This window comes from Pseudomonas sp., assembly GCF_035554175.1.
GTDB lineage: Bacteria > Pseudomonadota > Gammaproteobacteria > Pseudomonadales > Pseudomonadaceae > Aquipseudomonas.
The window spans coordinates 309,228-329,354 of record NZ_DATMIV010000019.1 but is presented as its reverse complement, the minus strand read 5'-3'; the positions used below and the strand labels follow the sequence as shown (position 1 = coordinate 329,354).

Sequence of the window (20,127 nt, the reverse complement as noted above, 5' to 3'; positions counted from 1 at the left end):
TGGGGGTCGTCTTCGACGATCAGCACACTAAGGTCGTTGTTCATATTGGCTCGGCAGGAGTAGGGCTTACCAACGGTAAACTGAGGACGAAGGTGGTGCCACCGCCGGCCGGGTGTTCGACACCCAAATGCCCGCCAGTGGCGGCGGCGAGGCTGGCGGACAGGGTCAGGCCCAGTCCCAGGCCCTGCTCGCCGGGTTTGGTAGTGAAGAACGGTTCGAACAGATGCTTGCGCGCTTCGGCGTCGATGCCGTGGCCGTTGTCGCGCACACGCAAGCGATACTTGCCGTTGAATTCTTCACCTTCGAGCCACAGCTGCGGCTGCGGTTGTGCCTGCATGGCGTCGAGGGCGTTGCCGATCAGGTTGACCAGTATCTGTTCGAGGCGGGTTTGATCGATCTGCAACTGCACGTCGGCAAACTGCCGGTGAATCTGCAACGTGGTGTTTTCCAGACGCGCGCCAAGCACTTGCAGCGCGGCGTCGACGGCTTTGCCGAGACTGGCCTGGCCCTTGTTGTCACCGCGCCGGGCGAACGAACGCAGGCTGGCAGTGATCCGGCCCATGCGGTCGATCAGGTCGTTGATGGTCTTGAGGTTGGTGCTGGCGACGTCGAGCTGCCCGCGCTCGAGAAAGCGCACGGTGTTGCCCGACAGCGTGCGCATCGCCGCCAGCGGCTGGTTCAATTCGTGGGCGATGCTGGTCGACATCTGCCCTATCGCCGCGAGCTTGCCGGCCTGCACCAGTTCATCCTGGGCGCGGCGCAAGGTTTCTTCAGCCTGGCGGCGCTCGCGAATCTGACTCTTGAGTCGTTCGTTGCTGGCGCGCAGATCGGCGGTGCGTTCGGTAATCCGACGCTCCAGTTGGCTATTGGCTTGCTGCAACGCTTCGCGAGCGGCCAGGCGGGTGGCGAGGACTTTGCGCCGCTCGTTCCAGGCGATCAGCAGGAAGGCAAACAGGGCAAACGCCACTGCCACCAGAATCCCCTGGTTGATCGCTTCGCGGCGCAGATCCTGCAGCGGTGTCAGCAGGGTGAAATTCCACGGTGTGTCGCTCAGCGGCCGGGTTTGCGCCAGGTAACTGATGTCGTCCTCGCCAGGCTGCAGTTCGCTGTTGGCCGGGAAGGTCAGTTTCTCGACGCCTTCGGCCAGCGTCTCGCGGGCCAGCGGTTGCAGTTCGTTGAGCGGGAACCAGTAATACTGCAGGCTGCGGGCGAGTTTTTCCTTGACCTCGTCGCTCAGCGGAATCACCGATTTCAGGCGCCGGGCCGGGTCGCTGGAAAGAATGATGATGCCGTTCTCATCGCTGACGAACGCTTCCAGACGCGCGCGCTGCCAGCGCTCTTCCATGGCTTCCAGACGCACCTTGACCACCGCGACGCCGATGATCTTGCCATGCTCTTCGAGACCGTGAGCGAGGTAATAACCGGGCTCGCCGTTGGTGCTGCCGATGCCGTAGAAACGCCCGGGCTGGCCGCGCACGGCATCCTTGAAATAGGCGCGGAAGGACAGGTCTTCACCCAGATAACTGTCGACGTCGCGCCAATTGCTGGTGGCCATGACCCGGCCGGTGGTGTCCATTACGTAAATGGCCCGGCTGCGGCTGCGGCGGTTCAGGCCTTCGAGGTAATCGTTGACCGTCTGCCGATGTTCCGGCGTCGGGTCGGCCAGCAACTGCGGCACACTCGTTTCGAGCTCCAGCAGACTGGGCAGGTAGGTGTATTTGCTGATTTCGCTTTCGACCGCGCGGGCGTGCAGTTCCAGCTGACGCTGGCCGTTCTCGCCGAGGCTGCGGATGCCGAAATGTTCACTGGTCCAGAAGCCGATGAAACCCAGTCCGACCATCAGGGCGATGATCAGCGGCGGCAGGAACAAATGGCGGATCAGACGGGGCTTCACGGCAAGTGATGGCGGCGCTGCGCGATAGAGATTGGGGTCGCATTTCATCACAGTTGCCTTGGGTCAACCAGCGCTGCCGCGGACGACGCACTGGTTTGGTCGAGCCTGGAACCTGTGGCGAGGGAGCTTGCTCCCGCTCGGCTGCGAAGCAGTCGTAAATCCATTCAATGCGGTGTTTCAGATAGATTGCATTGGCAGGTTTTGGGGCCGCTACGCGACCCAGCGGGAGCAAGCTCCCTCGCCACAAAGGGCAGAGCGGTGTCGCTTTTAGTGCTGCAGGATTTTCTCGAGGAAATGCTGCGCGCGTTCGGAGCGGGCGCTGATATCGCCGAAGAATTCCTCCTTCGGGCAGTCTTCGATGATCTTGCCCTGATCCATGAAAATCACCCGGTCGGCCACTTTGCGCGCAAAGCCCATTTCATGGGTCACGCACATCATGGTCATGCCTTCGTGGGCCAGCTGCACCATCACGTCGAGCACTTCGTTGACCATTTCCGGATCGAGCGCCGAGGTCGGTTCGTCAAACAGCATGACGATCGGGTCCATCGCCAGCGCACGGGCAATCGCCACACGCTGTTGCTGGCCGCCGGAGAGTTGCCCCGGATGCTTGTGGGCGTGCGCCGACAGGCCGACGCGCTCAAGCAGTTGCAGACCTTTTTTGGTCGCCTCTTCCTTGCTGCGGCCCAGTACCTTGATCTGCGCGATGGTCAGGTTTTCGGTGATGGTCAGGTGCGGAAACAGCTCGAAATGCTGGAACACCATGCCCACCCGCGAACGCAGTTTCGGCAGGTTGGTTTTCGGGTCGGCAATCGAGGTGCCGTCAACCACGACATCACCTTTCTGGAACGGCTCAAGCGCGTTGACGCACTTGATCAGCGTCGATTTGCCGGAGCCCGACGGGCCGCAGACCACGATCACTTCGCCTTTTTTGACCTCGGTGCTGCAATCAGTCAGCACCTGGAAGTCCCCATACCACTTGTTGATGTTTTTGATAGAGATCATACGGCGAACCTTTTTTGCAGACGCTTGACCAGCCGCGAGGCGGCGAAGCTGATGATGAAGTACACGAGACCGGCGAAAATCAGGAACTCATTGGAGCGGCCGATGATGTCGCCGCTGGCGCGCGAGGCGTTGAGGAAGTCCACCAGGCCCACGGTGTAGACCAGCGAGGTGTCCTGGAACAGGATGATGCTCTGCTGCAACAGCAGTGGGGTCATCTTGCGGAACGCCTGGGGCAGGATGATCAGGCGCATCATCTGCCCGTAGTTCATGCCCAGCGCTTGCGCGGCACCCATCTGGCCCTTGGAAATCGACTGCACACCGGCGCGGACGATTTCGCAGAAGTACGCCGCTTCGAACATCATGAAGGCCACGACGCACGAGGTGAACGCGCCGATCGGCGTGTCTTCGCCGGTGATCCAGCGCAGCACGAACGGCACCGCCAGGTAGAACCAGGTGATCACCAGCAGCAGCGGAATCGAGCGGAAATAGTTGACGTAGGCGCCGGCAATGCTCGACAGCAACTTGTTGTGCGACAGCCGGCACAGCGCGAGGATCGTGCCGAGAATCATCCCGCCGATTACGCCCATGGCCATCAGCTTGAGGGTCATCACCATGCCGTTCCACAAACCGGGAATGGCCGGGACGATGCCACTGAAATCGAATTCCATTATTTACCCCCCACGGAGATCAGGCCGGGCACGGCGACTTTCTTCTCGACCAGGCGCATCAGCAGCATCAGGCTCATGTTGAGGGTGAAATAGATCAGGGTCGCCAGGGTGAACGCTTCGAACAGGTTGGCCGAGAACTCGGCGGTCTGTTTGGTCTGCGCCAGCAATTCCATCAAACCGATCAAGGACGCCACGGAGGAGTTCTTGAACACGTTGAGAAATTCCGAGGTGAGCGGCGGAATGATGATCCGGTAGGCCTGAGGCAGCAGCACATTCCAGTAGATCTGCGGCAGTTTGAAACCCATCGCGCGGGCGGCGGACTCCTGACCACGGGGCAGCGCCTGGATACCGGTGCGCACTTGCTCGCAGACACGGGCGGCGGTGAACAGACCAAGGCAGACGACAACGCTCAGGTAGGCGGAGGTGGTCGGGTTCAGATCCTGCTTGTACCACTCCTGCAGATCCGGCGGCAGCAGATCGGGCACCAGAAAGTACCAGATGAACAGCTGCACCAGCAGCGGCACGTTACGGAACAGCTCGACGTAGCAGGTCGCAATGCCGGATACGATGCGGTTCGGCACGGTGCGCATGATGCCCAGCAGCGAGCCGAGCAGCAGGGCGATGATCCACGCCACGACGGCGATGGCGATGGTCCAGCCCAGACCGGATATGAACCAGTCGAGATAGGTCTCGCTGCCCACGCCGGTGGACTTGAAGAACACGCCCCAGTCCCAGTTGTAATTCATTTAGGGTCTCCCCTCGAGTCGATCGATATACAAGTGCCCGCCTGGGGAACTCCGTTCCCTCCCCGGTCTTCTTTTCAAAGACCGGGCACACGCGATCGGCTCGACAGCCACCGGTTCGAGTGTTTCCAGAAAAATGCCAGCAGGGAGTGACCATCCCCTGAAAAGGCAGGCGCCTCCTCAGGGGATAAGGTTAGTCAGAAAATCAGGACTTCTTGTCGTCAGCCGCTTTGTCGGTCGGGTTGGCGATCAGGTTCTTGAGCTCGTCGCTCATCGGGAAGTTCAGGTTCAGGCCTTTTGGCGGGATCGGCTGCATGAACCACTTCTCGTAGATCTTGTTGATTTCGCCCGACTTGTAGGTGGCGACGATGGCGTCATCCACAGCCTTTTTGAAGGGGGCGTCGCCTTTGCGCATCATGCAGCCGTAGATTTCGTACGACTGTGGCGTGCCGGTGACGGCCCAGTCGGTGGCTTTCTTGGCCTTGGCCGCTTCGCCGGCGAGCAGGGCGTCGTCCATCATGAACGCAACGGCACGGCCCGATTCCAGCATCTGGAAGGACTCGCCGTGGTCTTTGGCGGAGATGACGTTCATGCCCATCTGCTTGTCGGCATTCATCGCCTTGAGGATGCGCTCGGAGGTGGTGCCGGCGGTGGTGACGACGTTCTTGCCTTTCAGGTCGTCGAAATCCTTGTACTTGGAGTCAGCCTTGGACAGCAGACGGGTACCGATTTCGAAGATGCCGACGGAGAAGTCAACCTGCTGCTGACGCTCGACGTTGTTGGTGGTCGAACCGCACTCGACGTCCACGGTGCCGTTCTGCACCAGCGGGATACGGGTCTGCGAGGTCACCAGGTTGTATTTGACTTGCAGGTTGGGCAGGTCGAGGTCTTTCTTGATCGCTTCGACGATGGCCAGCTGGATATCGTGGGAGTAGCCGACCGGTTTGCCGGAGGCATCAGCGATGTAGGAGAACGGAATGGAGGCGTCACGGTGGCCCAGGGTGATGACACCGGACTCTTTGATCTTCTTCAGGGTGCCGGTGAGCTCGGCGGCGAAAACTGGCGTGCTGATCAGAGCGGCAGCAATGGCTGCGCCCAGGATATGGGGAACGATGCGCATCAAATTTTCCTCGACATTGTTTTTTTTATGGAGCCAGTTTGTCGGCCCTTTTGTGCTTCGAATGCCTGACGGCTCCTGCAGTGTTGGCACAGCAGGCATTCGTCGAGAGAGTGTAGAGCATGACTCGTGCCAGAGCAGGCTGCATTGGCTAACGTATTGTTTTATAACGTTATTAAACTTTTATGGCGGCAATTTGATGCGAGTCAGATCCGGTTAACCGAATCGACCGTTGAGTCGCGTTCGGAAAACCGAATGCGGCCCTTGCAGGAGTGAGCATGCTTGCGATAGCGGTTCTCCGGGAAAGCATCTGTGCCTGATGCGCCGCTAGCGCGAGCAGGCTCACTCCTACAAAGAACGGGCTCTTGCCGGAGGTACGAAAAAGCCCCTGAATCTCTCGATTCAGGGGCGTTGGTTTGACCGCTAAGATCAAGCCGCCTCGATCTTGCGGTTCTGCTCAACCTTGCCCAGATACGAAGCGAGCTTCTGCTGCTCGTCCGGCGTAGTGAACAAGCCCAGCTTGGTACGCCGCCACAGAATGTCGTGCGCCGTGGTCGCCCACTCTTCGCTGCACAAGTAATCGACTTCGCGGGTATAGAGCCCGCCGCCGATGTGCTCACCCATGTCAGCCAGCGTTTCCACGCCTTCGAGCATGCGCCAGGTGCGGCTGCCGTAGGTGACGGCCCAGCGCCGGGCGATTTCCGTCGGGACGAAATCGAACTTGTCGCGGATCTGTGCGCTCAGGGCCTCTGGTGTCGTCATGTCCTCGCCGCCGGGCAGAGTAGCGGTTGCCGTCCAGCTCGGGCGCATCTGGGTGAAGAATGGCATCAGCTGAGCCATCGCCGATTCGGCGAGTTTGCGGTAGGTGGTCAGCTTGCCGCCGAATACCGACAGCAGCGGCGCCTCTTCGGTATTGCCCGACAGCGCCAGGGTGTAATCGCGGGTCACTGCCGACGGATTGTCGGATTCGTCGTTGCACAGCGGACGTACGCCCGAGTAGCTGTGCAGGATGTCTTCGCGGGTCAGCTGCTTCTTGAAATGAGCGTTGACCACTTTGAGCAGGTAATCGGTTTCACCCTCGGTGATCGCGACTTTGGCCGGGTCGCCGGTGTATTCGCGGTCGGTGGTGCCGATCAGGGTGAATCGATTGAGGTACGGAATGGTGAAAACGATGCGCTGATCTTCGTTCTGCAGAATGTGCGCGTGCTCGCCTTCGTACAGTTTCGGCACGATGACGTGGCTGCCCTGAATCAGACGGATGCCGTACGGCGATTCCATTTTCAGGTCATCACGGATGAACTTGGCCACCCAAGGGCCAGCGGCGTTGACCAGCGCTTTGGCGGTGATCGAAAACAGGCTGCCGTCGGCGCGTTCCAGGTGCAGATGCCACAGGCCTTTTGTCCGGCGGGCGCTGACGCAGCGGGTCTGGGTGTGCACGTGGGCGCCTTTTTCACGGGCGGCCATGGCGTTGAGCACAACGAGCCGGGCGTCGTCGACCCAGCAGTCGGAGTATTCGAAGCCTTTCTTGATTTCGCTTTTCAGCGCGCTGTCGGCGCCGAACTTCAGGCTTTTCGAACCTGGCAGCTTCTCGCGCTTGCCGAGGTTGTCGTAAAGGAACAGGCCGGCACGGATCATCCACGCCGGACGCAGGTGCGGACGGTGCGGCAAAACGAACCGCATTGGTTTGACGATATGCGGTGCCTTGGCCAGCAGCACTTCGCGCTCGGCCAGCGCTTCACGCACCAAACGGAATTCGTAATGTTCGAGGTAGCGCAGGCCACCGTGGATCAGCTTGCTGCTGGCCGACGAGGTGTGGCTGGCCAGATCGTCTTTTTCGCAAAGGAACACCGAAAGACCGCGACCGGCGGCATCCGCTGCGATCCCCACGCCATTGATCCCGCCGCCAATCACAGCAACGTCATAGATCTCGGAGAGAGGGGGCGTACGCAAGGTAGAGGTGGACATCGGCTGGCCTCGGTTCTTTTGATTTTCTGTATTGGAAATCGAACATAAATGTTCATTTGCGAAAATGGTAGCCCATAAAGACGCGCGCAGCCAGTCACGTTCGATTGAAAAAACTCATCGAAGGGCAGATAAAAGAAAATTTTCGAACATGAAAAGCAAAAGATCGCAGCCTTCGGCAGCTCCTACAGGGGAACGCATTCCAAATGTAGAAGCTGCCGAAGGCTGCGATCTTTTGATCTTGAGGGGGGTTAAACGACTTCCAGGCGAATCTTGTGCTGGTTCAACAACTGCGCCAGCGCCGGTACCGGCTGCTGATCGGTGACCAGGCAATCAATCAGGCTGATCGGCCCCAGTCGAATCATCGCGTTACGCCCGAACTTGCTCGAGTCGGCCGCCAGAATCACCTGCCGCGCGTTGGCAATGATCGCCTGGCTGACCCGCACTTCCTGATAATCGAAGTCGAGCAGGCTGCCGTCTTCGTCGATACCGCTGATGCCGACCAGCGCGAAATCGACCTTGAACTGATTGATGAAATCAACACTCGCCTGACCGACCACGCCGCCGTCACGGCGTACGTTGCCGCCGGTCAGCAGTACATCGAAATCATCCTTGGCACTGAGCATCGACGCGACGTGCAGGTTGTTGGTGATGATTTTCAGGTGGCTATGGTTGAGCAGGGCGCGGGCGATCGATTCGGTGGTGGTACCGATGTTGATGAACAGCGAGGCGTGATCGGGGATCTGCGCGGCGATGGCTTCGCCGATGCGTTGTTTTTCATCGCGCATCTGATCGGCGCGCATGGCATAAGCGGTGTTTTCGACACTGGAATCATAGGCGGCGCCGCCATGGTAGCGGCGCAGCAGATTGGCTTCCGCGAGCTGATTGATGTCGCGGCGGATGGTTTGCGGGGTAACAACGAACAGCGTGGCCATTTCCTCGATGCTGACATAGCCGCGTTCGCGGACCAGCTCGAGGATTTGCTGCTGACGGGGAGGCAGATTCATGGGGCTTCCTTTGGGCTGCCGTGCAAAATTTGCCCATGATGCCGCAGGAATCTCCTCCCGACCAGTTTCCAGCTTTAGCCAGTCCTCAGACTGGCTTATTCAGCGTCCTCACGCGCCCAGTCACGGGTGCGGCTGACGGCTTTCTTCCAGCCTTTGTACAGCTTCTCTTTCGCGACTTCGTCCAGGCTCGGCTCGAACTCGCGCTCGATGACCGCTTTACCACGCAGTTCTTCCAGGCTGCCCCAGAAACCGCAGGCCAGGCCCGCCAGATAGGCGGCGCCGAGTGCGGTGGTTTCGCGCATTTGCGGGCGCTCGACCTGGGTGCCGAGGATGTCGGCCTGGAACTGCATGAGGAAGTTGTTGGCCACCGCACCGCCGTCCACACGCAGGGCCTTGAGGCGTTCGCCGGAGTCCTGTTGCATGGCGTCGAGCACATCGCGGGTCTGGTAGGCGATCGACTCCAGTGCAGCACGGATGATGTGATCGACGCGCACGCCGCGAGTCAGGCCGAACAGGGCGCCACGGGCGTACGGATCCCAGTACGGTGCGCCGAGGCCGGTGAAGGCCGGCACCAGATAAACGCCGTTGCTGTCCTTGACCTTGTTGGCGAAGTATTCGGTGTCGTGGGCGTCGTTGACGATTTTCAGCTCATCGCGCAGCCACTGCACGGTCGAACCACCGTTGAACACTGCACCTTCGAGGGCATAGGCAACTTCGCCGCGCGGGCCGCAGGCGATAGTGGTAAGCATGCCGTGCTGGGACTTCACCGCTTTGTCGCCGGTGTTCATCAGCAGGAAGCAACCGGTGCCGTAGGTGTTTTTTGCCTGGCCCGGCTCGACGCACATCTGCCCGAACAGCGCGGCCTGCTGGTCGCCGGCGATACCGCCGATGGCGATGCCGCTCTTGGTGCGACCGTAGATTTCCGAGGAGGCTTTGACTTGCGGGAGCATTTCGCGCGGGATGTCGAGGATTTCCAGCATCTTCGAATCCCACTCCAGCGAGTGGATGTTGAAGAGCATGGTACGCGAGGCGTTGGTGTAATCGGTGACGTGCACTTTGCCGCCGGTGAATTTCCAGATCAGCCAACTATCGACGGTGCCGAACAGCAGTTCGCCGTTGCGTGCACGCTCGCGGCTGCCTTCGACATTGTCGAGAATCCACTTCAGCTTGGTGCCGGAGAAGTACGGGTCGGTGACCAGACCGGTGGTGTCGCGGATGTAGTCTTCGTGGCCATCGCGCTTGAGCTGCTGGCAGATCTCGGTGCTGCGGCGGCACTGCCAGACGATCGCGTTATACACCGGGCGGCCAGTGGTCTTGTCCCAGACCACGGTGGTTTCACGCTGGTTGGTGATACCGATCGCGGCCACCTGATCATGATGCAGACCGGCCTGTGCCAGCGCTTCAACCATCACCGCGCTCTGGGTAGCGAAGATTTCCATCGGGTCATGCTCGACCCAACCGGCCTGCGGGTAATGCTGAACGAATTCACGCTGGGCGGTGCAGACCACGTTCGCATCGCGGTCGAAAATGATGGCGCGAGAGCTGGTCGTACCCTGATCGAGGGCAATGATGTAGTTCTTGTTCTGAATGTCGGTCATGTCGATTGCCTTGGACGAAAAAAGGGAGAGTGGGCCGGGGCGCAGGCTCTATCGGGCAGGAGCCGGCGCCGACTGTTTCAAGAAGTTCTTGGTTTGCCGTCAATGGCCGGTTCTGCATCCTTTGTAGCAGGTGTGGCGCCGGTCAGGTGACGGGCAATCAGCCCGCGATACCCGGCAGCGCCGAGGCAGGCACCGACAATCGGTGCAAAAATCGGAATCAGGAAATACGGAATATCACGTCCACCGGTGAAGGAAATTTCACCCCAGCCGGTAAAGAAAGTCATCAGTTTCGGACCGAAGTCACGCGCCGGGTTCATCGCGAAACCGGTCAGCGGGCCCATCGCACTGCCGATCACGGCAATCAGCAAGCCGATCAGCAGCGGTGCCATCGGGCCGCGTGGCAGACCGTTGTTGTCATCGGTCAAAGCCATGATCACGCCCATCAGGATTGCGGTGATGATCATCTCGACGAGGAACGCCTGCGCTGTCGACAGCACAGGATTGGGGTAGGTGGAGAACACCGACGCCAGTTCAAGGCTCGCGGCCGAACCACGGACCATCTGGTGGGTTTGTTCGAAATCGAAGAACAGGTTGCTGTACAGCGTGTAGACCAGCAGCGCGCCGCAGAAGGCGCCGGCGATTTGCGAAAGAATGTAGAAGGGCAATTTGCGCTTGTCGAAGTCAGCGAAAATTGCCAGCGCAATGCTCACGGCCGGGTTCAGGTGCGCGCCGGAAACCCCGGCGGTGAGGTAGATCGCCATGCTCACGCCGACCCCCCAGATGATGCTGATTTCCCACAGGCCGAAGCTGGCGCCCGCGACTTTGAGCGCGGCGACACAGCCGGTGCCGAAGAAGATCAGCAGGGCGGTGCCCAGAAACTCGGCCATGCATTGGCCGGAAAGCGATGGTTGCGGTAAAGCAGCTGTCATTGAAAACCTCGGTTTTTTTTCTTGTGTGGCGCGTTGCCAACGGAGCAAGGCGCGATCTTCACCGGGTTGGAATCCCCATTCGGTTCCCGGGTTACTGCTGGGTACTGCGGTGACCATAATTCTTACATTATTCAGATTCGAAAAAATATAGACAAGAAACAAACCTGTCAAAGGTCGAAAGTGAACCGTCGGTCACAATAAAACTATTCGCTGCATGAATGATCAGTGCGAACGTGCGCCCAATAGACCTTCAGGCCACGGGAATAGCGGGCGGAGATAGAGCCTTTTGCTCAGTGTTGGCCTAGAATCGGCCGCAGGTTTTTTCTGTCATCGCCGAACCCGGAGCTGCCATGACCCCCGCGTTGGACTTGTTGAAAAAAGTTCGTGCCGAACATCGCGTGCACAGTTACGAACATGATCCGAAGGCCGCGTCCTACGGACTGGAGGCTGCGGAGAAACTCGCGCTGGAGCCGGCACAGGTGTTCAAGACGCTGCTGGCCGCCAGTGAAAAAGGCGAGTTGCTGGTGGCGGTGGTGCCGGTCGTCGGAAGTCTCGATCTCAAGGGACTGGCCCACGCCGCCGGAGTGAAAAAAGCCGAAATGGCCGACCCGGCGGCGGCGCAACGTTCCACTGGCTACCTGCTGGGCGGTATCAGTCCGCTGGGGCAGAAGAAACGCCTGCGTACCTTCATCGATAATTCCGCCCAGGGTTTTGCGACTATCTATGTCAGCGCCGGGCGGCGGGGACTGGAAGTGGAATTGGCACCAGCGGTGCTGGCTGAGCACACCCAGGCAAAGTTCGCCGACATCGGTCGGCCTTGATCCGGGCGCCGGCTGTATGAAGAAAAAACTGCGCTTCTGTCACTGGCACTGACCCCGCCAGGCGTTACATGCTCTGATCACCAATTCAGGGAGAAATTTATGCAGCTTGCGTTTCATCAGGTCGATGCGTTCAGTGATCGGCCATTCAGTGGCAACCCGGCGATGGTCTATCGGCTCGACAGCTGGCTGGCCGATGAATTGATGCAGAAGATCGCCGCTGAACACAATCTGGCGGAAACTGCGTTTCTGGTGCGTGAAGGACAGGCCTGGCATATCCGCTGGTTCACCCCGACTACTGAAGTGCCGCTGTGCGGGCATGCGACCCTGGCCAGCGCGTTTGTACTGTTCGAAATCTATAAGGAAAGCGCCGAGCGCATCGACTTCACCTGCAAGTCCGGCCCGTTGAGTGTCAGCCGTGAAGGTGATCGACTATGGCTGGATTTCCCGACGATCATCCCCTCGGAAATCGGCGTGACGCTGGATGTAGAGAGGGCGCTCGGTGTTGAGGCGGTTGATGTGCTCGGCTCCAACGAGCTGTTTGTGGTGCTGGAGTCAGAACAGGCCGTGCTCGACTGCAAACCCGACATGGCGGCGCTGGCGAAGCTGCCGTGGCTGGGCGCAATCGTCACCGCGCGCGGCAATCAGCATGACTTCGTCTCGCGCTATTTCGCCCCGGCGATCGGCATCAATGAAGACCCTGTGACCGGTTCGACGCATTGCAGCCTGATTCCTTACTGGGCCAAGCGCCTGGGCAAGTCGAACCTGACCGCGTGCCAGCGCTCGGCAAGGGGCGGCGAGTTGTTCTGTCGGCTGGAAGGTGAGCGAGTGAAGATTGGCGGCAATGCGACGCTGGTTGCCAGCAGTACCCTGCATCTGAGCTAGCCGCAATCCCCCCTGTAGGAGCTGCCGAAGGCTGCGATCTTTTGATCTTCAAGATCAAGATCAAGATCAAGATCAAAAGATCGCAGCCTTCGGCAGCTCCTACAGGGATATGTGTTGGATCAAAGGCTGGTGCTGAATCGGCGCACGCCGTTTTCCACCGCTGGAATCTGCGCCGCGGTGCTGCCGGATGCCTGGAACAGCACCAAGTGATCCGCCGCTACTCGAATCCCCACCTGCGCGCCAATCAGATGATCAGCGTGGCTGGGGAAGATCGATTCCAGCTGCGCGCCAGTTGGCAGTTGCAGGCGATACAGGGTCGCCGCGCCCAGAAATGTCTTGCCGACAATCTGCGCCTTCAGTGCGCTGTCCGGTGCGTAAACGATGTCGTCCGGACGCAGCAGCACATCCACCGCACCGCCAATCGGCCAGGTGTAAGCGCGATTGCCGCGCAGTTCGCCCAGTTCGGTCTGTACCGATTCCGGGCTGGAGAGCTGACCGCGAATGAAATACCCCTGACCAATGAAACTGGCGACATAAGGCGTCGCCGGTTCGTGATAAAGGTTATAGGGTGTGTCCCACTGCTCCAGTCGACCTTCCTTGAACACGCCGACGTGATCGCTGACGGCGAAGGCTTCTTCCTGATCGTGGGTGACCAGAATCGCGCTGGTGCCGCGAACCTTGAGAATGTCGCGCACCTCATGGCTGAGCTTGCGGCGCAATTCGCCGTCGAGGTTGGAGAACGGCTCGTCGAGCAGCAACAGTTGCGGCTCCGGCGCCAGTGCGCGGGCGAGGGCGACGCGTTGTTGCTGGCCACCGGACAGCTCATGGGGAAAGCGCTTGCCGAGGTTTCTCAGGTTGACCAGGTCCAGCAGTTCCTCGACCACGCGCGTCTTGTGCGGGTGCTTGCGGATGCCGAAGGCGATGTTGTCGGCCACGCTCAGGTGCGGGAACAGTGCGTAGTCCTGGAACACCATGCCGATCCGGCGTTTCTCCGGCGCCAGGGTGAAACCGGCGCTGGACAGGGTTTCGCCACCGAGGGTGATTTCGCCTTCGTGCACCGGCTCGAAACCGGCAATGGCGCGCAGGGTGGTGGTCTTGCCGCAGCCGGACGAGCCGAGCAGGCAACCGATGTCGCCGGCGTTGAGGTGCAGATTGAGGTTCTGCACCACGCGTTGATCTTGATAGCCGCAAGCGAGGTTGCGCAGGTTCAGCAGTAATTCATGGCTCATGCGTGGTGATATGCCGGTTCGACGAGGAACTCGAGCAGGGCCTTCTGTGCGTGGAGACGGTTTTCTGCCTGATCCCAGGCGACGGAGCGCGGGTCATCGAGCAGGTCGAGGCTGATTTCTTCACCCCGGTGCGCCGGCAGGCAGTGCATGAACAGCACGTCCTCGGCAGCGAGGTCGAGCAGGGCACGGTTGACCTGGAACGGTGCGAACAGCTTGAGGCGCTTGGCAGTTTCCTCTTCCTGGCCCATCGAAGTCCAGACGTCGGTGCTGACCAGATGCGCACCGCGCACGGCGTCCTGCGGATCGCGGACGATGGTCACGCGATCGCCGGCCCTGGCGACGAATTCAGGGTTCGGCTCGTAACCTTGCGGGCAAGCGACGCGCAACTGGAAGTCGAACTGGATCGCCGCTTCTATATAGCTGTTGCACATATTGTTGCCGTCGCCGATCCAGGCCACGGTCTTGCCCTGGATCGAGCCACGGTGTTCGAGGAAAGTCTGCATGTCGGCCAGCAACTGGCACGGGTGCAGATCATCGGACAGGCCGTTGATTACCGGCACGCGCGAGTTGGCGGCGAATTCGGTGAGAGTGCTGTGGGCGAAGGTGCGGATCATCACCGCATCGAGCATGCTCGACATGACGATGGCGCAGTCGCTGATCGGCTCGCCACGGCCCAGTTGGGTGTCGCGCGGGGACAGGAAAATCGCCTGGCCACCGAGCTGGATCATGCCGGCCTCGAAGGAGATCCGGGTACGGGTCGAGGATTTTTCAAAGATCATCCCCAGCACGCGGTTTTTCAGAGGCTCGAACAGTACGCCGCGGTTACGCAGGTCCTTGAGCTCAACGCCTCGACGGATCACGCTGACCAGCTCTTCGGGCGTGCAATCCATCAGGGAGAGAAAGTGCCTTGCGCTCATCATTGACTACCTTTTTGCTACAAACCGCAGATGCTCAAAGCCTTGTTTAACGGAACAACGGGCGAGACCTGCGGCGTAAGCCGCACGGGGCGACGAAATAGGGGGAGGCGCGATATTGACACTAAATGTCGCGTTTTTCCAATAGGCTACGATTTCAACGGGATTCGCAGAGCGGAGCTGCAATTGCAGTCACGCATTTGAAGCCGGGTTCAGGACAGCAGCGAGCTTCTTTGTACACTGGCCTCGCCAGGCTTGGCAATGCGCTGCGGCGGCGCTGGCGCGGCTTTGGTCGGTTTACGACCACTGCGCCGCGAATTCGCTTGGTCGGATGTTCTGACTGAAACATTTGCTAAAGCAAAGTGCTGGGTTATAAATAACTTTCGAGCGACGCAGGAAGCCTCCGCATGGAATCGAAAGAACAACTGTTAATGGAACTGCTGGGCCACACGGCTCGCTCTCTGACCCATCTCACTGCCTCGGTCACGTCGATGTCCTTCGAGCTCCTGCGCAGTGAGGACGAAGTAGTCAAATCCGCCGGCCGGCACATGATCGACCGCATGGCCACGATCAGCGCCGGGCTTGATGAGCACTGGCGCTTGATAGGCGAACTCACCGGCGTGCATGTCGCCCACGAGCAGATTGAAACCATCCAGGAAATCCAGCTGGCGGCACCGCCGCAGTTGCCGTCGAACTGATTGCGGCGATTTATCGGCTGCCCTGATAACCGTCGATTCACAAGACGAACGTCGCTGGCGCCAGCGCAGCGCACGGGCCATAGTTTTGTTCCCGCGGGCGTGAGTGCCTGCCCCGAACAAGACAGAGACTGGCCATGACCAAGACTCTTCATCACCGTGCGTGCCACCTGTGCGAAGCCATTTGCGGCCTGACCATCGAAACCACGCAAATCGATGGCAACGTCGCGATCACCTCGATCAAGGGCGATGCCCTTGATACCTTCAGTCGCGGCCATATCTGCCCGAAAGCCGTGGCCCTGCAGGACATCCAGAATGATCCGGATCGCCTGCGCCAGCCGATGCGCCGGGTCGGCAGTGAATGGCTGCCCATCGAGTGGGACGAGGCGTTTGCGCTGGTGGCCGAGAAGCTGGCGGCGATTCAGGAGCGTCATGGGCAAAACGCGGTGGCGGTCTATCAGGGCAACCCGAGCGTGCACAATTACGGGCTGATGACCCACAGCAATTATTTCCTTGGTTTGCTGAAGACGCGCAATCGCTACTCGGCGACCTCGGTCGATCAATTGCCCCATCACCTCAGCAGCTACCTGATGTACGGCCACGGCTTGCTGCTGCCGATTCCGGACATCGATCAGACTGATTTCATGTTGATCCTGGGCGGTAATCCATTGGCCTCCAACGGCAGCATCATGACCGTGCCGGATGTCGAGAAACGCCTGAAAGCGATTCAGGCGCGCGGCGGCAAAGTGGTGGTAGTCGACCCACGGCGCAGCGAAACCGCGGCGATGGCCGATCAGCATGTATTCATTCGCCCGGGTGGCGATGCGGCGCTGTTGTTCGGCATGCTCAACACCTTGTTCAGCGAAGGCCTGACCCGCGACAGCCATTTGCCGGTCGATGGCCTCGACGAGGTGCGCAGCGCCGTGGCGGCATTCACCGCCGAAGCCATGAGCCCGCTCTGCTCCGTACCTGCCGAGCAGATCCGCCAACTGGCCCGTGATTTCGCTGCCGCGCCGAGCGCCGTCTGCTATGGCCGCATGGGCGTTTCGACCCAAGCCTTCGGCACCTTGTGTCACTGGGTGGTGCAGTTGATCAACCTGGTCACCGGCAATCTTGACCGCGTCGGCGGCGCGCTGTGCACCGAGCCGGCGGTGGATCTGGTGGCGTCGACCTCCGGCGGGCATTTCAACAAGTGGCAGAGCCGTGTCTCCGGCCGGCCCGAGTATGGCGGCGAGTTGCCGGTGTCGGCGCTGGCCGAAGAGATGCTCACCGAAGGCGAAGGGCAGATCCGTGCGCTGATCACCGTGGCCGGCAATCCGGTGTTGTCGACGCCCAATGGCCGGCAGCTGGAGCAGGCGCTGGATGGTCTCGACTTCATGCTCAGCATCGATTTGTACATCAACGAAACCACACGCTATGCCGACCTGATCCTGCCGTCGACGTCGGCGCTGGAAAACGATCACTACGACACCACTTTCAACCTGTTTGCGGTGCGTAACGTGACCCGCTTCAACCGAGCGATCCTCGCCAAGCCTGAGGGGGCTTTGCATGATTGGGAGATCTTCGTCGGCCTGGCCAAAGCCTTCGCCGGGAAGACCGGCAAGGATTTGAAACCGACCATGCCGCCGGCGCAGATGATCGACATGGGTTTGCGCATGGGCCGTTATGGTGATGCGTCTGAGCACAAGCTGTCGCTGGCGACGCTGTACGATCATCCGCACGGTGTCGATCTGGGGGCGCTGAAACCAAATCTGGCGTCACGTTTGAAAACGCCGAATCAGCATGTTCAAGCCGCGCCACCGGAGATTCTCGCCGACCTCGCACGCTTTGCCGCGTTACAGGCACCGGCTGCCGATGAATTGTTGATGATCGGCCGTCGCCATGTGCGCAGCAACAATTCGTGGATGCATAATTTTCATCGGCTGGTGAAGGGCAAGCCGCGCCATCAATTGCTGATGCACCCGGATGATCTGGCCAGCCGTGGTCTGGTTGATGGGCAACTGGTCCGGGTCAGCTCGCGGGTCGGGCAGATCGAGGTGGAAGTGCTCGCCAGTCTCGACATGATGAAAGGCGTGGTCAGTCTGCCGCATGGTTGGGGTCACGCGCGCCCGGGCGTGCAGATGGCGATCGCCAGCGGTCAGCCGGGGTCGAGCGCCAACGACCTGACCGATGAGTGCCAGCTCGACGAGCTGTCGGGCAACGCGGCGCTCAATGGCGTACCAGTGACGGTAGCGGCGGCTTGAGCAGGTCAGTCGGGGAGACCGAGCATGGCGCTAGGGATTGCGTTACAATGCGCCACCGTGCCGACCTCTGAGTCGGAAAGTTCAGCCGAGGTGCTCCATGGATATCATCGAAACGATTAAAGAGCAGATTGCCAACAACACCATTCTGCTTTACATGAAAGGCTCGCCGAATGCCCCGCAGTGCGGCTTCTCCGCAAAAGCTGCGCAGGCTGTGATGGCCTGTGGTGAAAAGTTCGCGTACGTGGACATCCTGCAGAACCCGGAAATCCGCGCCAACCTGCCAAAGTACGCCAACTGGCCGACTTTCCCGCAGCTGTGGGTCGGCGGTGAGCTGATCGGTGGCAGCGATATCATGACCGAGATGTCTGCAGACGGTTCGCTGCAAAGCACCATCAAGGCTGCTGTCGAAGCGGCAGCGGCGAACAAGGCCGAAGCCTGATTCGCGTCTCCTGTAGGAGCTGTCGAGTGAAACGAGGCTGCGATCTTTTGATCTTCGGCCAAAAAAAAGCCCCGCACCTCGTGAGAGGGCGGGGCTTTTTGTTGGTTATATGAGATGACTGAGTGTCAAGGCTGAAATCGATGAAGATCGCAGCCTCGTTTCACTCGACAGCTCCTACTCCTCGCCCATCTGCGATTGCAGATAGTTTTCCAGACCGATCTTGTCGATCAGGCCGAGCTGGGTTTCCAGCCAGTCGATGTGCTCTTCTTCCGACTCGAGAATATCTTCGAGCAGTTCACGGCTGCCGAAGTCGCCAACAGTTTCGCAATGGGCGATGGCGGCTTTCAGGTCAGCGTGGCCGGTCTTTTCGATGCGCAGGTCGCATTCGAGCATTTCGCGGGTGTGTTCGCCGATGTGCAGCTTGCCCAGATCCTGCACGTTTGGCAGGCCTTCAAGGAACAGGATGCGCTTGATCAGCTTGTCCGCGTGTTTCATCTCGTCGATGGATTCTTTGTATTCGTGCTTGCCGAGCTTGTTCAGACCCCAATCTTCGTACATGCGCGCATGCAGAAAGTACTGATTGATCGCGACCAGCTCATTGGCGAGGATCTTGTTGAGATGCTGGATGACGGTAATGTCGCCTTTCATGATCGGAGTCCTGCCCTGTATTAACTGTATATAAAGCGGAGTTTGAGCTTGGCAGTTATAAGTGTCAAACCTAAGTTATTGAATAATAAATGAAAATTAATCGGAATAAGAATGTTTGTGTTCCGCGTCTGCGCGCTAAGCAATTGATTTTCAGGCATAAAAAAACCGGACACGAAGTCCGGTTCTTTAAAATGGGGAGTATTACGCGGCGGTAAATTCTGCCGGGTAAGGAATCGCGGCCTGCGCCGTTTGCAGCTTGGTCAGGGTCTCACGCACCACTTCCTTGGCAAGGCAGGCGCATTTGCCGCACTGGCTGGCGACGCCGGTAGCCTGGCGAACTTCTTTGTAGCTGCAGCAACCTTCATAGATCGCTTCGCGGATCTGTCCGTCGGTGACGCCAGTGCAGAGGCAAACATACATAAGTAAGAACCGTCGCTGGTTGTGACTCAATTGCGATGGATCTTAATGTTAACGAGAATGATTGTCAAAGTGCTTTCGGAACGCTTCGCAGCCTATTTGCCCGTGCCTGACGAACGGTATTTCACAACGGCTCGCGTGGCCCCACGAATACGCAGTGGAGAGCCGAACATGGAAAATCCATTACGGACAGGCCAAACACGCAGTGTATGATGGTCGTCCCTTGCGAAGAGGGTTCGTGTCACAGGGCTGTCGCCTGAGGGTGGCAGGCTGGCCCGGACCCTGAACTTCAAGTTTTTACACCAGGAGATATCAATGAGCGTACTCGTAGGCAAACAAGCCCCAGACTTCACCGTCCCGGCCGTACTCGGCAATGGCGAGATCGTTGACAGCTTCACCCTGTCCTCGGCCATCAAAGGCAAATACGGCCTGGTGTTCTTCTATCCATTGGACTTCACCTTCGTCTGCCCGTCCGAGCTGATCGCTCTGGACAACCGCATGGCTGACTTCAAGGCACGCAACGTTGAAGTGATCGCTGTGTCGATCGATTCGCACTTCACCCACAACGCCTGGCGCAACACCCCGGTCAACAATGGCGGCATCGGTCAGGTGAAATACACCATGGCTGCCGACATGAAGCACGACATCGCCAAGGCTTACGACGTTGAATCCGAAGGCGGCGTGGCTTTCCGTGGCGCGTTCCTGATCGACGACAAAGGCGTGGTTCGCTCGCAGATCATCAACGACCTGCCGCTGGGCCGTAACATGGAAGAGCTGATCCGTCTGGTCGACGCGCTGCAATTCCACGAAGAGCACGGCGAAGTCTGCCCGGCCAACTGGAAGAAAGGCGACAAAGGCATGAACGCTTCGCCAGAAGGCGTTGCGGCTTACCTGACCGAGAATGCTGCTGCCCTGTAAG

General features: G+C 59.5%; 19 protein-coding genes. 6 read left to right on the top strand and 13 right to left on the bottom strand.

From position 1 onward, the window contains the following. Positions 1-40: 40 nt before the first annotated feature. The 9 genes from aauS to VNV36_RS09730 all read right to left on the bottom strand — a co-directional run bounded on the left by aauS (position 41) and on the right by VNV36_RS09730 (position 10,920). Positions 41-1,942, bottom strand: coding sequence for a two-component sensor histidine kinase AauS (gene aauS, locus VNV36_RS09770; protein WP_325717580.1), 1,902 nt, complete (start codon positions 1,940-1,942; stop codon positions 41-43). Positions 1,943-2,161: 219 nt separating this feature from the next. Then, the gene (locus VNV36_RS09765) at positions 2,162-2,896 is read right to left on the bottom strand and encodes an amino acid ABC transporter ATP-binding protein (protein ID WP_016773390.1); all 735 of its coding nucleotides are present in this window, start codon (positions 2,894-2,896) and stop codon (positions 2,162-2,164) included. Further along, positions 2,893-3,564, bottom strand: a complete 672-nt coding sequence (locus VNV36_RS09760; protein ID WP_016773391.1) for an amino acid ABC transporter permease — start codon at positions 3,562-3,564, stop codon at positions 2,893-2,895. Before VNV36_RS09760 ends, VNV36_RS09765 begins: the two co-directional genes overlap by 4 nt. After that, entirely contained in the window at positions 3,564-4,310 is a 747-nt protein-coding gene (locus VNV36_RS09755) for an amino acid ABC transporter permease (RefSeq protein WP_056790046.1), read from the bottom strand. Before VNV36_RS09755 ends, VNV36_RS09760 begins: the two co-directional genes overlap by 1 nt. 202 nt (positions 4,311-4,512) lie before the next feature. Further along, positions 4,513-5,427 (bottom strand): glutamate/aspartate ABC transporter substrate-binding protein, encoded by a 915-nt coding sequence (locus VNV36_RS09750; protein ID WP_325717579.1) that lies wholly within the window; start codon positions 5,425-5,427, stop codon positions 4,513-4,515. A gap of 426 nt (positions 5,428-5,853) precedes the next feature. Further along, on the bottom strand, positions 5,854-7,389 hold the full coding sequence (gene glpD / locus VNV36_RS09745) for a glycerol-3-phosphate dehydrogenase (protein WP_325717578.1): 1,536 nt from the start codon (positions 7,387-7,389) through the stop codon (positions 5,854-5,856). Between the two features lie 248 nt (positions 7,390-7,637). Then, on the bottom strand, positions 7,638-8,393 hold the full coding sequence (locus VNV36_RS09740; protein ID WP_101162134.1) for a DeoR/GlpR family transcriptional regulator: 756 nt from the start codon (positions 8,391-8,393) through the stop codon (positions 7,638-7,640). A 95-nt stretch (positions 8,394-8,488) separates the two neighbouring features. After that, positions 8,489-9,991, bottom strand: coding sequence for a glycerol kinase GlpK (gene glpK / locus VNV36_RS09735; RefSeq protein WP_325717577.1), 1,503 nt, complete (start codon positions 9,989-9,991; stop codon positions 8,489-8,491). A gap of 77 nt (positions 9,992-10,068) precedes the next feature. Further along, positions 10,069-10,920 carry an MIP/aquaporin family protein gene (locus tag VNV36_RS09730; RefSeq protein WP_325717576.1) on the bottom strand — a complete coding sequence of 284 codons (852 nt, stop codon included), beginning with the start codon at positions 10,918-10,920 and terminating at the stop codon, positions 10,069-10,071. Positions 10,921-11,270: 350 nt separating this feature from the next. Here VNV36_RS09730 and ybaK point away from each other — a divergent pair, with 350 nt between their 5' ends. Both ybaK and VNV36_RS09720 read left to right on the top strand, forming a co-directional pair. After that, positions 11,271-11,741 (top strand): Cys-tRNA(Pro) deacylase, encoded by a 471-nt coding sequence (gene ybaK / locus VNV36_RS09725; protein ID WP_325717575.1) that lies wholly within the window; start codon positions 11,271-11,273, stop codon positions 11,739-11,741. 99 nt (positions 11,742-11,840) lie between these two features. After that, positions 11,841-12,623, top strand: coding sequence for a PhzF family protein (locus tag VNV36_RS09720; RefSeq protein WP_325717574.1), 783 nt, complete (start codon positions 11,841-11,843; stop codon positions 12,621-12,623). Positions 12,624-12,742: 119 nt separating this feature from the next. On the opposite strand, the gene VNV36_RS09715 is transcribed toward VNV36_RS09720, so the two are convergent. Then, on the bottom strand, positions 12,743-13,852 hold the full coding sequence (locus tag VNV36_RS09715; protein ID WP_325717573.1) for an ABC transporter ATP-binding protein: 1,110 nt from the start codon (positions 13,850-13,852) through the stop codon (positions 12,743-12,745). Next, the gene (argF, locus tag VNV36_RS09710; RefSeq protein ID WP_325717572.1) at positions 13,849-14,769 is read right to left on the bottom strand and encodes an ornithine carbamoyltransferase; all 921 of its coding nucleotides are present in this window, start codon (positions 14,767-14,769) and stop codon (positions 13,849-13,851) included. The genes VNV36_RS09715 and argF overlap by 4 nt, the downstream gene beginning before the upstream one ends. A gap of 404 nt (positions 14,770-15,173) precedes the next feature. Between argF and plzR the strand changes: the two genes are divergently transcribed. The 3 genes from plzR (at position 15,174) to grxD (ending at position 18,143) form a co-directional block, all read left to right on the top strand. Then, a complete protein-coding gene (plzR, locus tag VNV36_RS09705) occupies positions 15,174-15,464 on the top strand; it encodes a PlzR type 4 pili assembly inhibitor (RefSeq protein WP_042607370.1) in 291 nt (96 codons plus the stop codon). A 134-nt stretch (positions 15,465-15,598) separates the two neighbouring features. Further along, positions 15,599-17,704, top strand: coding sequence for a molybdopterin oxidoreductase family protein (locus tag VNV36_RS09700; RefSeq protein WP_325717571.1), 2,106 nt, complete (start codon positions 15,599-15,601; stop codon positions 17,702-17,704). Positions 17,705-17,801: 97 nt separating this feature from the next. Beyond that, a complete protein-coding gene (gene grxD / locus VNV36_RS09695) occupies positions 17,802-18,143 on the top strand; it encodes a Grx4 family monothiol glutaredoxin (protein WP_325717570.1) in 342 nt (113 codons plus the stop codon). Between the two features lie 174 nt (positions 18,144-18,317). On the opposite strand, the gene bfr is transcribed toward grxD, so the two are convergent. Further along, positions 18,318-18,791 carry a bacterioferritin gene (bfr, locus tag VNV36_RS09690; RefSeq protein ID WP_042607368.1) on the bottom strand — a complete coding sequence of 158 codons (474 nt, stop codon included), beginning with the start codon at positions 18,789-18,791 and terminating at the stop codon, positions 18,318-18,320. Positions 18,792-18,992: 201 nt separating this feature from the next. Continuing rightward, complete coding sequence (locus VNV36_RS09685) at positions 18,993-19,211, bottom strand: bacterioferritin-associated ferredoxin (RefSeq protein WP_007953193.1); 219 nt, start codon at positions 19,209-19,211, stop codon at positions 18,993-18,995. A gap of 312 nt (positions 19,212-19,523) precedes the next feature. Here VNV36_RS09685 and VNV36_RS09680 point away from each other — a divergent pair, with 312 nt between their 5' ends. Then, complete coding sequence (locus tag VNV36_RS09680; RefSeq protein ID WP_003227723.1) at positions 19,524-20,126, top strand: peroxiredoxin; 603 nt, start codon at positions 19,524-19,526, stop codon at positions 20,124-20,126. Position 20,127 lies beyond the last annotated feature (1 nt).

Bases quoted from the DNA above. Each gene is read 5' to 3' on its own strand.
- aauS (WP_325717580.1), bottom strand. From the start codon at position 1,942: ATGAAATGCGACCCCAATCTCTATCGCGCAGCGCCGCCATCACTTGCC.
- VNV36_RS09765 (WP_016773390.1), bottom strand. From the start codon at position 2,896: ATGATCTCTATCAAAAACATCAACAAGTGGTATGGGGACTTCCAGGTG.
- VNV36_RS09760 (WP_016773391.1), bottom strand. From the start codon at position 3,564: ATGGAATTCGATTTCAGTGGCATCGTCCCGGCCATTCCCGGTTTGTGG.
- VNV36_RS09755 (WP_056790046.1), bottom strand. From the start codon at position 4,310: ATGAATTACAACTGGGACTGGGGCGTGTTCTTCAAGTCCACCGGCGTG.
- VNV36_RS09750 (WP_325717579.1), bottom strand. From the start codon at position 5,427: ATGCGCATCGTTCCCCATATCCTGGGCGCAGCCATTGCTGCCGCTCTG.
- glpD (WP_325717578.1), bottom strand. From the start codon at position 7,389: ATGTCCACCTCTACCTTGCGTACGCCCCCTCTCTCCGAGATCTATGAC.
- VNV36_RS09740 (WP_101162134.1), bottom strand. From the start codon at position 8,393: ATGAATCTGCCTCCCCGTCAGCAGCAAATCCTCGAGCTGGTCCGCGAA.
- glpK (WP_325717577.1), bottom strand. From the start codon at position 9,991: ATGACCGACATTCAGAACAAGAACTACATCATTGCCCTCGATCAGGGT.
- VNV36_RS09730 (WP_325717576.1), bottom strand. From the start codon at position 10,920: ATGACAGCTGCTTTACCGCAACCATCGCTTTCCGGCCAATGCATGGCC.
- ybaK (WP_325717575.1), top strand. From the start codon at position 11,271: ATGACCCCCGCGTTGGACTTGTTGAAAAAAGTTCGTGCCGAACATCGC.
- VNV36_RS09720 (WP_325717574.1), top strand. From the start codon at position 11,841: ATGCAGCTTGCGTTTCATCAGGTCGATGCGTTCAGTGATCGGCCATTC.
- VNV36_RS09715 (WP_325717573.1), bottom strand. From the start codon at position 13,852: ATGAGCCATGAATTACTGCTGAACCTGCGCAACCTCGCTTGCGGCTAT.
- argF (WP_325717572.1), bottom strand. From the start codon at position 14,769: ATGAGCGCAAGGCACTTTCTCTCCCTGATGGATTGCACGCCCGAAGAG.
- plzR (WP_042607370.1), top strand. From the start codon at position 15,174: ATGGAATCGAAAGAACAACTGTTAATGGAACTGCTGGGCCACACGGCT.
- VNV36_RS09700 (WP_325717571.1), top strand. From the start codon at position 15,599: ATGACCAAGACTCTTCATCACCGTGCGTGCCACCTGTGCGAAGCCATT.
- grxD (WP_325717570.1), top strand. From the start codon at position 17,802: ATGGATATCATCGAAACGATTAAAGAGCAGATTGCCAACAACACCATT.
- bfr (WP_042607368.1), bottom strand. From the start codon at position 18,791: ATGAAAGGCGACATTACCGTCATCCAGCATCTCAACAAGATCCTCGCC.
- VNV36_RS09685 (WP_007953193.1), bottom strand. From the start codon at position 19,211: ATGTATGTTTGCCTCTGCACTGGCGTCACCGACGGACAGATCCGCGAA.
- VNV36_RS09680 (WP_003227723.1), top strand. From the start codon at position 19,524: ATGAGCGTACTCGTAGGCAAACAAGCCCCAGACTTCACCGTCCCGGCC.